Genomic DNA, 14,617 nt, shown 5'->3' on the forward strand with positions numbered 1-14,617 from the left:
CTGCGCACCGCCGCGAGGCGGCCGGCTGGCTCGCGTCGCCCGACGCGCTCGGCGTGCCGGCCCGGCTGATCGCGCCGCGCCTGCTCGGCGACTACGGCGCGGGGCCGTTCGCGCAGCCGCCGCTGCCGATCCGCTTCCACGACGGCGGCGCCGTGAACCGGCCGGATCCGCGCGACGGCCAGTGGTTCCTGTCGCAATACCGGCGCTGGGGCATGCTCGACGGCACGCACGACGACGCAGGGATCGCCGCGGCGATCGCGCAGACGGCGTTGTATGATGCTGCGGTCGCCGAAGGCGGTTCAGCGGGCGCGTGATCCCGATACGCGGGATGCCGGCATCACGGGGCCGCAGGTCCGACGCACCGCGCGATGCCGCGCCTTGCGGAACGCCTGACGCGATGCGCCGGGCGGCCCAGGCCCCCGCGCCGCCCGGACGCCCAGGTATCCGTGCCGCCCCGTCCGTCCCCGTTCAGAATCGATGCCGAAACGAACGCGCACGCCGCTCGACGTGCTGCTCACTGAAATCCGCGCGTGCCGCGCCTGCGAAGCCGACCTGCCGCTCGGCCCGCGTCCCGTCGTGCGCGCCCATCGCGACGCGCGCATCCTGATCGTCGGGCAGGCGCCCGGCGCCCGCGTCCATGCGAGCGGGATCCCGTGGGACGATGCGAGCGGCAAGCGGCTGCGCGACTGGCTGAGCGTCGACGCCGGCATCTTCTACGACGAGACGCGCTTCGCGATCGTGCCGATGGGCTTCTGCTATCCGGGCCGCGGCGCGAGCGGAGACAACCCGCCGCGCCCCGAATGCGCGCAACTGTGGATCGACCGGCTGATCGCCGAACTGCCGTCGATCCGGCTGACGCTGCTGATCGGCCAGTACGCGCAGCGGCATTTCCTGCGCGACACGCGCAAGGCGACGCTGACCGACACCGTGCAGGCGTGGCGCGACTACGGCCCCGACGTGCTGCCGCTGCCGCATCCGTCGCCGCGCAACCAGGCGTGGTTCAAACATCATCCGTGGTTCGACGCCGAGGTCGTGCCCGAGCTGCGCCGACGCGTCGCGCCGCTGGTGGCGGCCTGACGGCAGCCGCCCGCACCGCGCTTCCCATCGACATGAATCAGAACGACATCGACTTTTCATGCACCGGCTGCGGCCGCTGCTGCCACGACCTGCGCATTCCGCTGACCATCGCCGAGGCCGCTGCATGGCTACGGCGCGGCGGCCACGTGGAGCTGCTGTGCGACGCCATGCCATGGCCCGTCGAACCGGCCGCCGACGACGCGTTCGCCGCGTACAAGCGGGCACGTTCGTCGCCCGCGCTCAGCGGCACGCTGCCGATACGTGTCACCGCCATGCTCACCGCGTCGCATGCGGGGCCGTGCCCGAACCTGCGCGACGACCTGCGCTGCGGCATCTACGACGAACGACCGCTGGTATGCCGGATCTACCCGGCCGAGGTCAACCCGTTCGTGCCGCTGATGCCGGACGGCAAGCAGTGCCCAACCGACGCCTGGCAGCACGCGCCGCTCGCCCGCCACGGCATGATCGTCGATGTGCAAACGCGCGAGAACATCGCGCGCTCGCGGGAAGCAAGCGCGGCGGAGGCGCCGCTGCGCGCGCGACTGTGCGCGGCGCTCGGCATCGATGCCGCGGCCGTCGCGAACGAAGGCTTCGCGATTCATGCGCCGCCCGCCGACAGATTGCTGCGCGAACTGAGCGCGCTGCCCGATCCGTACACGGCGGCGGAGGTGGTGGCCAGCGATCGCGCGACTCCGGCGTGGACGCTGCTGACGAATCGCGCCGCGACGGCCGACACGCTCCGCTCGGTCGGCGCCTCCAGCCGGCTCGCAAATGACGAGGCCGGCACCCGCTGCCGCTACCTCGGCTTTCATCCGGCTACGTAATTCGCCGTCGCCGCGCGGAGCGCCTCGCCCACCCGACCGGCCCGCGCGGATCGACCGGCGCATTCCGGCCGCGCGCGGTTCGCTGTACCATCGCGGCTCAACCGCGTCACGACCAGCAGAATCCTTCATGCCCTCCACCGCCCCGCCGCGCCTGTACGGGATGCCCGAACGCAGCGACCGGCTCGATTTCTACATCCGCGACCAGGCGTCGCGCCAGGCGATCACCGAGCCGCACCGTCACGCGTATTTCCAGATCCAGTTCAACCTCGGCGGCGACACCGAGCAGCGGATCGGCGGCGTCACGCGGCCGTTTCCGCGCGGCGCGCTCGCGTTCGTGCTGCCGCACCGCGAGCACCTGATTCCGCATCCGGACGGCGCACACTTCATCGTGATCAACTTCAGCCAGGCGTTCCTGCGCGCCGATCTCGACGTCGATCCGCTCGATCTCGAGGACGTTCCCGCGCACCGCTTTCCCGAGCTGACGCCGTTCCGCTTCCAGGAACATCTCGACTTCATCCTGACCGGCGACGCGTTCGACGAGGCGCGCCGCCTCGCGCTCTGCATGCTCGACGCCGATCGCGTGCGCACGTTCGGCTCGACCACGCTGCTGCGCGGCTACCTGCTGCAGTTGATCGGGCTCGTCTGCACGCAGTACGCGGGCGCACTCGACAAGCTCGCGCAGCGCGGCGCCCAGCGCGCGGGCCGGCGCGACGCACTCGCGCGCGTGCTGCGCCACGTGCGCGCGAACCTGACCCGCGAGGACCTGACGCTCGCGGCCACCGCCGAGGCCGCGTTCCTGTCGCCGAACTACCTCGCGCACCTGGTGCGCAAGGAAACCGGCAGCACCTTCACCGATCTCGTGACCGAGCGCCGGATCGCGCTCGCGCAATCGCTGCTCGCGCATACGAGCCGCCGCATCGCGGACATCGCGCGCTCGGTCGGCTTCCGCGACGAAGGGTATTTCGCGCGGCGCTTCCGCGCGCGGGTCGGCGTGTCGCCGAAGGCGTACCGGGACGCCAACGCCGCGTTGCCGGACGCCGACGCGGCGCCGGCGGCCGGCGACGCGTAGATTTGTCCGGTTAAAACGCAGTTGCGTCGCATCCGGGCGCGCATGCGTCGGGTATCGTTCCATGCATGCCGGTCCGCGGCGCACTGCGCGGGCGGCGGCATCCGTCTTTCCATCGAACGAGGCCATCCGATGTCCGCATACGTCATCGACGCTTCCGAGCGTCCTTCCGTCGAAGTCGATCAGTCGTCCGCGCGCTTTCCGGTGCGCCGCGTGTTCTGCGTCGGCCGCAACTACGCCGATCACGCGCGCGAAATGGGCGCCGATCCCGACCGCGAACCGCCCTTCTTCTTCACGAAGCCGGCCGACGCGATCGTCCCGGCCGGCGGCACCATCCCGTATCCGCCGCTGACCAGCGACCTGCATCACGAAATCGAGCTGGTCGTCGCGATCGGCAAGGACGGCCGGTCGATCGACCCGGCCGATGCGCTATCGCACGTGTGGGGTTACGGCGTCGGCGTCGACCTCACGCGCCGCGACCTGCAGGCCGAGGCAAAGAAACTGAGCCGGCCATGGGACTGGGCGAAGGGCTTCGACGCGTCGGGCCCCGTGACCGCGCTGCGCTCGGCGAGCGTCACCGGCCATCCGGCAAGCGGGCGGATCTGGCTCGCGGTGAACGGTGAAACGCGCCAGCAAGGCGATCTCGCCGACATGATCTGGGCCGTGCCGGACGTGATCGCGTACGTGTCGCGCTCCGTCGAGCTGAAGGCCGGCGACCTGATCTTCACCGGCACGCCGGCGGGCGTCGGCGCGCTGCAGCCGGGCGATCGCGTGACGGGCGGCGTCGATGGGGTGGCGGCGTTCGAGTTCGTAATGGGGGCGAAGCCGTAACGGGAACTCCAGGGCCACGCAACGCGACGTCCATCCGACGGCCGTCGCGTCGATCCCTGCCGATCCGGGCGGCGAAGCCATCGCGCCGGATCGGCAGGCCCCTTCATGCCTGCGGTCGATCACGCATCCTGTTCGCGTGCGTCGAAGATTCGGATGCACCCGGCCGCCGCCAACGCGATTGCCGCGGACAGCAACATCACGGCCAAAGGCGCATAACCCGCGTTGCCGACGGTCAGCACCGCGCCCGTCAGCGACGACAGTGCAGCTCCGCCCGCGATCGTCATCGCCCCGACCAGCCCCGATGCGCTACCGGCCAGGTCCGGCCGCACCGACATCGCGCCGGCATGCGCACCGGGATTCGACAGCCCGTTGCCGACGCCGATCAGCACGCACGGCCCGAACCATGCGATCGCATGCGTCGCACCGCCAAAAAACAGCGCGAGCCCGATCACCGGTCCCATGCAGGCGACCACGCGTGCGTACAGGATCGTCGCGGCGAGCGGATAGCGGTGCGCGTGACGCGCGGCCAGAAAGCTGCCGCACACGAAGCCGGCCGTGATCGTTCCCATGTACAAGCCAACTTCCGCCGGCGGGATGCCGAACTTCGCTTGCGCGGCGAGCGGCGCGCCGGCCAGGAACGCGTAGAACGCGCCGGTCGAAAATGCCATGCAAAGCGCATACGCCCAGAAGCGGCGCGCACGCAGCAGCGCCGGATACGCGCGAAGCTGATGCGCAAGAGTCATGGCGCGCTTCGTATGGGTCTCCGCGAGATCGAACCCGCACCAGCCGAGCAGCGCGATACCCGCCGCGCCGAGCAGCCAGAAGCTCGACCGCCAGCCGACCGTCTGATCGAGCGCGCCGCCGAGCGTCGGGCCGATCATCGGCGCGAACGCGGCCGCCATCGCCGCATAGCCGATGCGGCTCGCCGCGCGTTCGCCGCCGGCGGTGTCACGCAGCGTCGCCATCGACACCGGATAGACCGACGTGATCGCCGCCTGCATCAGCCGGCACGCGAGGAACATGCGGATATCGGTCGCCATCGCGCAGCCCAGCGACCCGAGCGTGAAGACACCGAGGCTCGCCAGCATGATCGGCCGTCGCCCGAACCGGTCCGACAACGGCCCCATCACGAACTCGAGCGATGCGGCAACCGCCGCGTATCCGCCGAGCGCGAGCGCGACGAGCCCGTAGTCGGCGCGCAGGTCGCGCGCGATCGCAGGCAGCGACGGCAGCAACATGCTCAACGGCAGCACGGAGAACGCGCACAACAGGATCAGCGTCGCGTGTCGGGGCGAAGCCGGTTCGGAAGCGATCGGCAGGTTCGATTGCAAGCGGATGCCCTCCTCGCACGCGCCGCGTGGCCGTGCGCAATGCAAAAAAAACCCCCGAGCAAGTCGGGGGCGCATGGGTGCCGGCGCGGTGCCGCTACCGGACCCTGCGCTTGCGTACTACCACGATGAAGTTTGCCGCTTTCATGCCGGATGGCTCCTGAATGCCCGAATCACGGGCAGCGATGTCGGACGATGGTAGGCGCACGCCCCCGCTCCCGTCAACGCCCTACCGCGCCCGCACGGACACGAACTTGCGCGCGTTCTCGCGCTGGATCAGCACCGCGATCACGCCGCCGCTCGCTTCGAGCGCCGGCACGTCTTCCGGCGTTTCGAGCAGCGTATCGTTCAGTTCCAGCACGACATCACCCGGACGGATGCCCGCGCGCGCGGCCGGCCCGTGCACCGCATCCACCATCATCCCGACCGCGAGCCCGGTCGAACGCCGCTCGGCATCGCTCAGCGGATGCATCGTCAGCCCGAGCCGATCGCCGCCATCAGCCGGCCGTGCGGCGGCCATCGCCACGCCGGCGGCGCCGGCAGCACCGACCGTGCCTGCGCTGCCCGTCGCGGGCGCGTTGTAGGTCGAGTTGTAAGCCGCGTTGTCGATCGCGTCACCGGCCGCCGCTCCCGTGACCGTCAGCCGCATCGACGTGCGATTGCGGATCAGCCGCAGCGGCGCCTTCCCGCCAGGCGGCAACGCGGCGGCCAGGTCGTTCAGCTCGGTAGACTGGCCGATCTGCTTGTCGCCGAACTGCACGATCACGTCGCCGGGCTTCACGCCGGCCGCGGCGGCCGGCGAGCCGGGATCGACGCCGTTGACGAGCGCGCCCATCGGACGCGGCAGACCGAACGCGGCGGCCAACCCGGCGCCGACATCCTGAACGTCGACGCCCAGCGCGTTGCCCGACGACGCGCGCTGCGCCTGCGCGTTGGTCCGCATCTGCGCCTGTGCTTGCGCACGCACCTTCATGGCGAACGCGATCGGGATCGCGAACGTCGTGCTCGCGTAGCGGTCGGCGCCGGTGTAGACCTGCACCGCGATGCCGATCACCTCGCCCGCGCGGTTGAACACGGGACCGCCCGAGTTGTCGGGATTCACCGCGATGTCGGTCTGGAAAAACGGAAACGCGGTGCCGTCCGGCAGCGGATGCGCCGTCGCGCTGACGATGCCGGCCGTGACCGTGTTGCCCGAGCCTTCAGGCGCGCCGATCGTCATCACCGGTTCGCCGGCGCGCACCCGCGCCGAATCGCCGATGCGCACGACCGGCAGCTTCGTCGCGTCGACGCGCAGCACCGCGACGTCGCTCTGCGGATCGACGGCCAGCACTGTCGCCTTCAGGTCACGATGATCGGCCAGTCGCACCGTGACGTCGGTCGCGTCGGCAACGACATGCGCGGACGTCAGGATCAGCCCGTCGGCGCTGACGATGAAGCCCGAGCCGCTGCCCGCGATCGCGCGCGGCGACGTATCGGGCAATGGCGCCTGCGGGCCCTGCCCGGGCATGGGTGGAGGCGGCGGTGGAGGCGGCGCGCCGCGGCGGAAGAACCCGGCAAGCGGATCGTCGGGTTCGAGAATCGCGAAGGACGGCCCGCCGGCCTGCTGGTCGGGCGCGGCGGTCATGATGGTCACGACCGCCGGGCCGTAGCGGTCAACGATCGCCGGAAAGTCGACCGGCGTCGAGTAAGCCCGGGCGGCGGGCCTGCCCTTCATGACAGGCGGTGTGGCGGGCGTCGCCACGGTCCCGGCATGGGTTGGCGGCGACGACGACAAAATGCCGGCGAATACGCCCCCGATCAACGCGGTGCGAAGCACGGCGCGAGCAAGCGTCTGGCGAACCACGGTGCACCTCCCCCGGCAGTCGCGGCGACGTCCCGCGCGAGACACGCGGACGCCCGGCAGGCGCCGGTACACGCATCCATTTATAGTCCACGCCGCCTCGGCAATACACGATTCGAAACCCGCATGCCGAGCGGTCGAATGGCGGCAAAACCGCGACAGCGTTCGTTCCGGGCAAGTTTCGCGGTTCGTCAATCAGAATATTCACCGCAAATTGCATGCGATGCGCGCGGCCGCGATAGATCCCGCACCGTCGTCGCGCACCACCGTCCCGCGCTACCAGGCAAGCGCCAGAAAATTGCGCACCACCGCCGACGGGTCATCGCGTCGTGACGCGATCGCCAGCCTCGCGCGCAACCCATTGCCCGCGACCGGCCGATATACGACGCCCGCGACCTGCACCTGCGTGATCGCCTTCGGCACGATCGACACGCCGAGCCCGGCCGCGACGAGCGTCACGGCCGACGTGATCTGCGGCGCGGGCTGCGCCATGCGCGGTTGAAACCCGACGGCATTGCACGCGGCGACGATGTCGTCGAACAGCGCGCTGCCGGCTTCGCGCGGCACCTGCACGAACGCCTCGTCGGCCAGCTCCGCCAGATCGATGCGACGCCGCCGCGCGAGCCGATGCCCGACCGGCAACGCCACGAACATCGGCTCCTCGTCCCAGTCCGCTGCCAGCAACGTATCGGCGATACGCCGCTCGGGACGCACGATCGCGACATCGAGCCGCCCGGCCTCCAGCGCCTCGAGCAGCACGCCGGAGGTCGCCTCCTGCAACGTCAGCTCCGTGTCCGGAAACGCTTCGCGAAAGCGGCGAATCAGGTCTGCCACTTTCGAATTGAAGGCTGCCGTGCCGGTAAAACCGACGCGAAGCTGCCCGATTTCCCCGCGCGCGGCTCGTTTTGCCGCCCGCGCCGCGCGCTCGGTGTCGTCGAGCACGCGCCGCGCCTCTTCCGCGAACACCTCGCCGGCAACGGTCAGTTCGGCACCGCGCGCGGTCCGCTTGAACAGTTCCACGCCGAGTTCGCTCTCGAGCGCCTTGATCTGCTGGCTCAGCGGCGGCTGCCCCATGCCGAGCGTTTCCGCGGCCTTCGTGAAGTTCGACGTGGCGGCCACGGCCAGAAAATATCGGAGATGCCGAAGTTCCATGCGCGATGTGATCCCGGGGTGGATGGAAGCGCGACGCGCGCCTCCAGGTCAGTCGTAAAACGTATCGCTACGGTTTCTTTCATATATTGGACATATGTATGAGCGTGCGCAAGAATTCGGGGTATTCCCTAGCCCATCGGGTGCCAACCATGTCTTCCCCTGCGATTCCGCCCGCCGCGACTCGCCTTCCGAACGTCCCGCCGGATGCGCTGCCCGCGGGCGTGTCGCCGGGCTCGGCGGCCTACAAGCGCATCGCGCTGGCGCTGTTCCTGGCCGGCTTTTCCACCTTCTCGTTGCTGTATTGCGTCCAGCCGTTGCTGCCCGCGTTCGCGCGCGAGTTCCATCTCGGCGCGGCGTCGAGCTCGCTGTCCCTGTCGCTGTCGACCGGGATGCTGGCGGTCTCCATCCTGTGCGCCGGCGCGCTGTCCGAACGCGTCGGGCGGCGCGGGCTGATGTTCGCGTCGATGACGCTGGCCGCGCTGTTCAACGTGCTGGCGGCGATTTCGCCGAACTGGAACCTGCTGCTGATCTGGCGCGCGCTCGAAGGTTTCGCGCTCGGCGGCGTCCCGGCCGTGGCGATGGCCTATCTTGCCGAGGAAATCGCGCCCGACGGGCTCGGGCTGTCGATGGGGCTCTATGTCGGCGGCACCGCGTTCGGCGGCATGATCGGGCGGATCGGGATGAGCGCGCTCGAAGAGTACTTCTCGTGGCGCACCGCGATGCTGACGATCGGCGTCGTCGACCTCGTCGCGGCGATCGCGTTCGTGATGCTGCTGCCGCAATCGCGGCGCTTCGTGAAGCGAACCGACCTGACGCTGCGCCATCACCTGCGGCTATGGAACGCGCAACTGCATCACGCGCGGCTTCCGTTCGTGTTCGCGATCGGCTTTCTCGTGATGGGCTCGTTCGTGACGGTGTACAACTACGCCGGGTTCCGGCTGACGGCCGCGCCGTTCAACCTGAGCGCGACCGCCTGCGGGCTGATCTTCGGCGCCTATCTGTTCGGGATGGTGTCCTCGTCGAGCGCGGGCGCCCTCGCGGATCGTCTCGGGCGCGCGCCCGTCCTCGTCAGCGGCATTCTCGTGTTCGCGGCCGGCCTCGCGCTGACGCTGTCGCATTCGCTCGTCGCGATCATCGTCGGGATCGTGCTGATCACCATCGGCTTCTTCGTCGCCCATGCGGTCGCGAGCGGCTGGGTCGGGCACCTTGCCGGATCGGCGAAGGGGCACGCCGCGTCGCTGTACCTGCTGGCCTATTACCTCGGGTCGAGCGTGCTGGGCTCGGCCGGCGGCACGTTCTGGCAACACGGCGCGTGGGGTGCGGTTGTCGCGTATGTCGCGGTGTTGCTCGCATTGAGCCTGGTGGCAGCGCGCCGGATCATTCGCGCGGAGCGCGTGCGGTAAGCGGCGTCACTTCACGCGCGGGCCGGCACACCGCCCGTCGGCCGCTTGCGGCTCGCCTCCGCGATGTGCTGTTCGGCAATCCCCACCCTCTCACGATCGCGACCGAGGCGATCACCGATTACAAGGACCTCGGGTCGCTGCCCTGCTTCCAGTGGCATCACGCGGCCGTTGTGCTGGCCGACCACCCGCTGCTCGCGTCGCCGTCGTTCAATCCCCCGCGACCCGATGCGCGATCGCCGACAAGGTCCGCAGCATCGGCGCGAACGCATCGGCCGACGTATTGCCGAAGCCGAGCACGAGCCCGTTGGCCGCCGACGTCGCGTGGAGCGAAAACCCCGACAGCGGAAACGGCCCGATGCCATGCTCGCGCGCCGCTTCGACGATCGCGCGGTCGCGATAGCGCGCCGGCAGCCGCAGCGCCAGATGCAGCCCGCACGGCCCGCCTTCGACCTGATGCGACGCGGTGAACGCGTCGTCCAGCGCGGCGAGCAGCGCGCGCCGCCGGTCGCGATACAGCCGGCGCATCCGCCCGAGATGCCGCCCGTACTCCCCCGACTCGATGAAATCGGCGAGCGCGAGCTGCACGTGGCGCGTCCCGCCGCGCAGCATCTCCGGCAGCGCCGGCCGCACCGCGGCCAGCAGCGCGTCGGGCAGCACGAGAAAGCCGATCCGCAGCGCCGGAAACATCGTCTTGCTGAACGAGCCGAGATAGACGACCGGCGAATCGGCCGCGAGCCCCTGCAACGCGCCGATCGGCTCGCCGGTGTGACGAAACTCGCTGTCGTAGTCGTCCTCGATAATCCACGCGCGATGCCGGCGCGCGGCGTCGATCAGCGCGAGCCGGCGCGAAATCGACAGCACCGCGCCGGTCGGAAACTGGTTCGACGGCGTCGTATAAACGAGCCGCGGCGTCCGCTCGCGCCAGTCCGCGTCTTCCGCGCGCAGCCCCTCCGCGTCGACCGGCATCGGCACGACGTCGAGATCGGCCGCCTGCATCGCGGTGCGCGCGCCGCGATAGCCGGGCTCCTCGACCCAGACCGTATCGCCGGGATTCGTCAGCAGCTGCGCGCACAGCGCGATCGCGCCCTGTGCGCCTTCGGTGATCACGATCTGCTCGGGATCGCAGCGCACGCCGCGCGTCACGGCCAGGTGGCGCGCGATCGACTCGCGCAGCGCGCGCTCGCCGAGCGGGTCGCCGTACGCGAGCAGGTCGCGGCCGGCGCGGCGCAGCGCGCGGTCGATCGCGTGCCGCCACGCATCGACCGGGAAATGCGACAGCGCGGGCACGCCCGGCCGAAAGGCGTCCGACTCGCCGGTGCCAATCAGGCTCGGACGCATCCGGCCGAGCCGTTGCGCGACGACCGGCGGCGCGGCCCGCCGACGCGGCGCCGCCGGCCGCGACAGGCCCACCACGCGCGTGCCGCGGCGATCGGATTGCAGGAAGCCTTCGGCGACGAGTTGCTCGTAGACGGCCGCCGTCGTGTTGCGCGACACGCCGAGCGTCTCGGCCAGCGCCCGCGTGCCGGGCAGCCGCGTGCCGGCCGGCATCGCGCCGCCGAGAATCGCGTCGCGCACGCGGCGCAGCAATTGCCGCTGCAAGGAAGGCGCACCGGCCGTGCGCGCGAGCGGCGCGTCGAGCGGCAATAGCGGCGCGGTGCCGGAAGGAAGGATTGTCGTCATCAGCGTATGGCGGCGTGGAAGTCTCGGTGCATGGCGCGGCGATCGTGGCGCAATCACGGCACCGGCGTTGCACCCCCGTGGCACCATAAATTTACCGTCGCCTGGCGCTTCTCATGGTACCTCGCCAGGACTACGATCGTCTGCATGCCGGCATGTCGCCGGCCGCCAACCGAAGCGAGATCGACCTTGTCCACGCTCACCAACGACTTCCAGCAGCCGATCGGCCGCCCCGTTCCCGACTGGTCCGCGCGCCCGCGCCCGGAGCGCATCGTGCTCGAGGGCCGCTACTGCCGCCTCGAACCGCTCGACGCCGACCGCCATGCCGCCGACCTGTACGCCGCGTACGCGCAGGCGCCCGACGGCGCCGACTGGACCTATCTCGCGCACGGTCCGTACGCCGACGAGTCGAGCTACCGCGACTACGCGCGCGGCGCGGCGGCGAGCGCCGATCCGCTGCACTACACGGTGATCGACCGCACGACGAACCGCGCGGTCGGCACGCTCGCGCTGATGCGCATCGATCCGGCCAACGGCGTGATCGAGGTCGGCTCCGTCACGTTCTCGCCGCTGCTCAAGCGCACGCCGATTTCGACCGAAGCGCAGTACCTGCTGATGCAGTACGCGTTCGACACGCTCGGCTACCGGCGCTACGAATGGAAGTGCGACGACCTGAACGAGCCGTCGCGCAAGGCCGCCGCCCGGCTCGGCTTCCGTTACGAAGGCACGTTCCGGCAGGCGATCATCTACAAAGGCCGCAATCGCGATACCGCCTGGTTCTCGATCGTCGACGGCGAATGGCCTGCCGTGCGCGCCGCGTTCGAAGCCTGGCTCGCGCCGGAGAACTTCGACGCCGGCGGCGCGCAGCGCGAGTCGCTCGTCGCGATCCGCCACGCGCAGGCGCGTGCCCGCGACGCGGCCGGCCGTGCGAACGACGCACCGCGCGTCACGGTCCGGCCGCTCGTCGCCGCCGACGAAGCCGCGTGGCGCCCGCTGTGGCAGGGTTATCAGAAGTTCTACGAGACCGCGCTGAGCGACGCCGTGTTCGCGACGACGTGGGCACGCCTGATGGATCCCGCCGAACCGATGTTCGTGCTCGGCGCATTCGACGCGTCGGGAGCGCTGGTCGGCATCGTGCACGCGATCTACCACCGCTCGTGCTGGACCGAAGGGCCGTACTGCTACCTGCAGGATCTGTTCACGGCGGCCGACGCGCGCGGGCAAGGCGCCGGCGGCGCGCTGATCGAGGCCGTGTACGAGCGGGCCCGCGAAGCCGGCGCGAGCCGCGTGTACTGGCTCACGCATGAAACCAATACGACCGCCCGGGCGCTGTACGACAAGCTCGCGAACAACGCGGGGTTCATCCAGTACCGGAAGGATCTCAAGTAACGCGCAGGTGCATCCGACCGCGTTCAGCCGAGGACATCGACCGGATCCGCCGCCTCGCCGCAGGCCGGCGCAACGTGACACACGACGCCGGCCGCGCCCGGCACCGCCGCGGGGCGGATCATCTCGTCGCCGTTGACGGGCACCGGCCGCCGCACCGGCCGGTACACCAGCTCGCCCGACTCGATCGGCTGCCCCGAGATCGCGCAGCGGCCCGCCTGCGATGCGACGCGCAAGCGCCAGCGCTGCTCGCCGTAATGGCAGCGCCCGCTTTCGCTCCAGCGCACCAGCAAGCCGTTGTCGCCGGCCTCCAGGACCGTGACGAACAGTTGCGGACGCAACGGTGAAACGCCGGGCGCGACAGGCTCCGGCACCGGTGCGCGATCGTCACTCTCCGACGGCCGCGCCATCGCAGCCTCCACCGGCGACGGCATGACGTCTCGCTCGTCGGCGACCAGCATGTGATACGACACGTATTCGCAGATCAGGCTTTCGATGAAGTTCGGCATGCTTGACGACATTCCGTGAAGATTGAAACGGGCCGCGCTCCGCGCGATCGGGCTGCCGCAGATGATACAAATTGAAGTTAACTTCAAGTAAAGGGAAACGTGCGCAACGATGCGTTTCGCTGATCGGCACAATGGGCTGGCACAACCGCGTGCGACGGCAACCCCGGCCGAGCCACGCGTCTCGCGTTTCGTCTCAAACGGCTGAGACGAATGTCCCGGCGTCTCACGCGAACCACGCCATCGCAATCGCAGCAAATTCCGCGCGCGACTCACGCGGCATTGCCGGATGTCAACGCAAGACGCCCTGCTGCACTGCACACCACGGCCCCGACTCGCTCGCCACGCAAACGCCGATCCAAGCTGGCCCCGTTCCTGCATATCGATCGCTCGCGCAATCGCGCGACGGACGCACCGGCCGTTTGCCGCGCGTCCGACGACAACCTGACGGAGACAGCAACGTGAGCACACCGGCATCGAATACCGCACCCAGCATGAAGGCCGCCGTCTGGCACGGCCGCAACGACATCCGCGTCGAAGAGGTTCCCGTTCCGGCGCACCCGCCGGCCGGCTGGGTCCAGATCCGCGTGCACTGGTGCGGCATCTGCGGCTCCGACCTGCACGAATACGTCGCCGGGCCCGTGTTCATCCCGGTCGACGCGCCGCACCCGCTGACGGGCCTGAAGGGCCAGTGCATCCTCGGCCACGAGTTCAGCGGCGAAATCGCGGCGCTGGGCGCGGGCGTGACGGGTTTCGCGCCCGGCGACCGTGTGACGGCCGACGCGTGCCAGCATTGCGGCACCTGCTGGTATTGCAAGCACGGGCTGTACAACATCTGCGAGAACCTCGCGTTCACCGGGCTGATGAACAATGGCGCGTTCGCCGAATACGTGAACGTGCCGGCCGAGCTGCTGTACAAGCTGCCCGAGAACTTCCCGACCGAGGCCGGCGCATTGATCGAACCGCTCGCGGTCGGGCTGCACGCGGTGAAGAAGGCCGGCAACATCGTCGGCCAGACCGTCGTCGTGGTCGGCGCCGGCACGATCGGGCTGTGCACGATCATGTGCGCGAAGGCCGCGGGCGCCGGGCGCGTGATCGCGCTGGAAATGTCGGCCGCGCGCAAGCAGAAGGCGCTGGAAGTCGGCGCAACGATCGTGATCGACCCGAAGGCGTCGGACGCAATCGCGGAAATCAAGGCGCTGACGGGCGGCTACGGCGCCGACGTGTCGTTCGAGTGCATCGGGCATACGGCCACCGCGCAGCTCGCGATCGACGTGATCCGCAAGGCCGGCAAGTCGGTGATGGTCGGCATCTTCGAGGAGCCGACGTCGTTCAACTTCTTCGACATCGTGTCGACCGAGAAGGAAGTGATCGGTTCGCTCGCGTACAACGGCGAATTCGCGGACGTGATCCGCTTCATCGCGGACGGCCGCATCGACGTGCAGCCGCTGATCACCGGGCGGATCACGCTCGGCGACATCGTCACGCACGGCTTCGAGGAACTGGTCAACCACAAGGACCGGAACG

12 protein-coding genes and 2 pseudogenes are annotated in these 14,617 nt (G+C 69.9%); 9 read left to right on the plus strand and 5 right to left on the minus strand.

All coding sequences use genetic code 11. The features are described from left to right. The 5 genes and pseudogenes from F3J14_RS27975 to F3J14_RS27995 all read left to right on the plus strand — a co-directional run. Positions 1-314 (plus strand): annotated as a pseudogene (locus F3J14_RS27975) (nitrate ABC transporter substrate-binding protein); the annotation flags it as partial. 163 nt (positions 315-477) lie between these two features. Beyond that, on the plus strand, positions 478-1,077 hold the full coding sequence (locus F3J14_RS27980; RefSeq protein WP_166725718.1) for a uracil-DNA glycosylase family protein: 600 nt from the start codon (positions 478-480) through the stop codon (positions 1,075-1,077). 32 nt (positions 1,078-1,109) lie between these two features. Next, positions 1,110-1,901 carry a YkgJ family cysteine cluster protein gene (locus F3J14_RS27985; RefSeq protein ID WP_166725719.1) on the plus strand — a complete coding sequence of 264 codons (792 nt, stop codon included), beginning with the start codon at positions 1,110-1,112 and terminating at the stop codon, positions 1,899-1,901. Between the two features lie 127 nt (positions 1,902-2,028). Beyond that, positions 2,029-2,970, plus strand: coding sequence for a helix-turn-helix transcriptional regulator (locus F3J14_RS27990; RefSeq protein ID WP_126225501.1), 942 nt, complete (start codon positions 2,029-2,031; stop codon positions 2,968-2,970). 129 nt (positions 2,971-3,099) lie between these two features. Next, positions 3,100-3,798: a fumarylacetoacetate hydrolase family protein gene (locus tag F3J14_RS27995; RefSeq protein WP_166725720.1), complete on the plus strand. Its 699-nt coding sequence runs from the start codon at positions 3,100-3,102 to the stop codon at positions 3,796-3,798. A 119-nt stretch (positions 3,799-3,917) separates the two neighbouring features. Here the strand turns inward: F3J14_RS27995 and F3J14_RS28000 are convergent, their stop codons facing one another. From F3J14_RS28000 to F3J14_RS28010, 3 genes are all read right to left on the minus strand, one after another. Continuing rightward, positions 3,918-5,129: an MFS transporter gene (locus F3J14_RS28000; RefSeq protein WP_166725721.1), complete on the minus strand. Its 1,212-nt coding sequence runs from the start codon at positions 5,127-5,129 to the stop codon at positions 3,918-3,920. A 226-nt stretch (positions 5,130-5,355) separates the two neighbouring features. After that, entirely contained in the window at positions 5,356-6,969 is a 1,614-nt protein-coding gene (locus tag F3J14_RS28005) for a trypsin-like peptidase domain-containing protein (protein ID WP_166725727.1), read from the minus strand. A gap of 273 nt (positions 6,970-7,242) precedes the next feature. Continuing rightward, on the minus strand, positions 7,243-8,118 hold the full coding sequence (locus F3J14_RS28010; RefSeq protein WP_166725722.1) for a LysR family transcriptional regulator: 876 nt from the start codon (positions 8,116-8,118) through the stop codon (positions 7,243-7,245). Between the two features lie 149 nt (positions 8,119-8,267). Here F3J14_RS28010 and F3J14_RS28015 point away from each other — a divergent pair, with 149 nt between their 5' ends. Together F3J14_RS28015 and F3J14_RS28020 are read left to right on the plus strand one after the other, a co-directional pair. Beyond that, complete coding sequence (locus F3J14_RS28015) at positions 8,268-9,521, plus strand: MFS transporter (protein ID WP_166725723.1); 1,254 nt, start codon at positions 8,268-8,270, stop codon at positions 9,519-9,521. Positions 9,522-9,610: 89 nt separating this feature from the next. Next, positions 9,611-9,715 (plus strand): annotated as a pseudogene (locus tag F3J14_RS28020) (transcriptional regulator); the annotation flags it as partial. A gap of 13 nt (positions 9,716-9,728) precedes the next feature. On the opposite strand, the gene F3J14_RS28025 reads toward F3J14_RS28020, so the two are convergent. Then, complete coding sequence (locus F3J14_RS28025; protein ID WP_166725724.1) at positions 9,729-11,201, minus strand: PLP-dependent aminotransferase family protein; 1,473 nt, start codon at positions 11,199-11,201, stop codon at positions 9,729-9,731. Positions 11,202-11,387: 186 nt separating this feature from the next. Here F3J14_RS28025 and F3J14_RS28030 point away from each other — a divergent pair, with 186 nt between their 5' ends. After that, a complete protein-coding gene (locus F3J14_RS28030; protein ID WP_166725725.1) occupies positions 11,388-12,587 on the plus strand; it encodes a GNAT family N-acetyltransferase in 1,200 nt (399 codons plus the stop codon). Between the two features lie 23 nt (positions 12,588-12,610). Here F3J14_RS28030 and F3J14_RS28035 read toward each other — a convergent pair whose 3' ends face one another. After that, positions 12,611-13,093: a DUF3331 domain-containing protein gene (locus F3J14_RS28035; protein ID WP_166725726.1), complete on the minus strand. Its 483-nt coding sequence runs from the start codon at positions 13,091-13,093 to the stop codon at positions 12,611-12,613. Positions 13,094-13,584: 491 nt separating this feature from the next. On the opposite strand from F3J14_RS28035, the gene F3J14_RS28040 reads away from it, so the two are divergent. Beyond that, positions 13,585-14,617: 2,3-butanediol dehydrogenase (locus tag F3J14_RS28040; protein WP_166725728.1), on the plus strand; the 1,033-nt coding region annotated here is incomplete at its 3' end.

Source organism: Burkholderia sp. Tr-862 (genome assembly GCF_011753085.1).
GTDB lineage: Bacteria > Pseudomonadota > Gammaproteobacteria > Burkholderiales > Burkholderiaceae > Burkholderia > Burkholderia ambifaria.

Coding starts and splice junctions, on each gene's coding strand:
- F3J14_RS27980 (WP_166725718.1), top strand. CDS start 478: ATGCCGAAACGAACGCGCACGCCGCTCGACGTGCTGCTCACTGAAATC.
- F3J14_RS27985 (WP_166725719.1), top strand. CDS start 1,110: ATGAATCAGAACGACATCGACTTTTCATGCACCGGCTGCGGCCGCTGC.
- F3J14_RS27990 (WP_126225501.1), top strand. CDS start 2,029: ATGCCCTCCACCGCCCCGCCGCGCCTGTACGGGATGCCCGAACGCAGC.
- F3J14_RS27995 (WP_166725720.1), top strand. CDS start 3,100: ATGTCCGCATACGTCATCGACGCTTCCGAGCGTCCTTCCGTCGAAGTC.
- F3J14_RS28010 (WP_166725722.1), bottom strand. CDS start 8,118: ATGGAACTTCGGCATCTCCGATATTTTCTGGCCGTGGCCGCCACGTCG.
- F3J14_RS28015 (WP_166725723.1), top strand. CDS start 8,268: ATGTCTTCCCCTGCGATTCCGCCCGCCGCGACTCGCCTTCCGAACGTC.
- F3J14_RS28025 (WP_166725724.1), bottom strand. CDS start 11,201: ATGACGACAATCCTTCCTTCCGGCACCGCGCCGCTATTGCCGCTCGAC.
- F3J14_RS28035 (WP_166725726.1), bottom strand. CDS start 13,093: ATGCCGAACTTCATCGAAAGCCTGATCTGCGAATACGTGTCGTATCAC.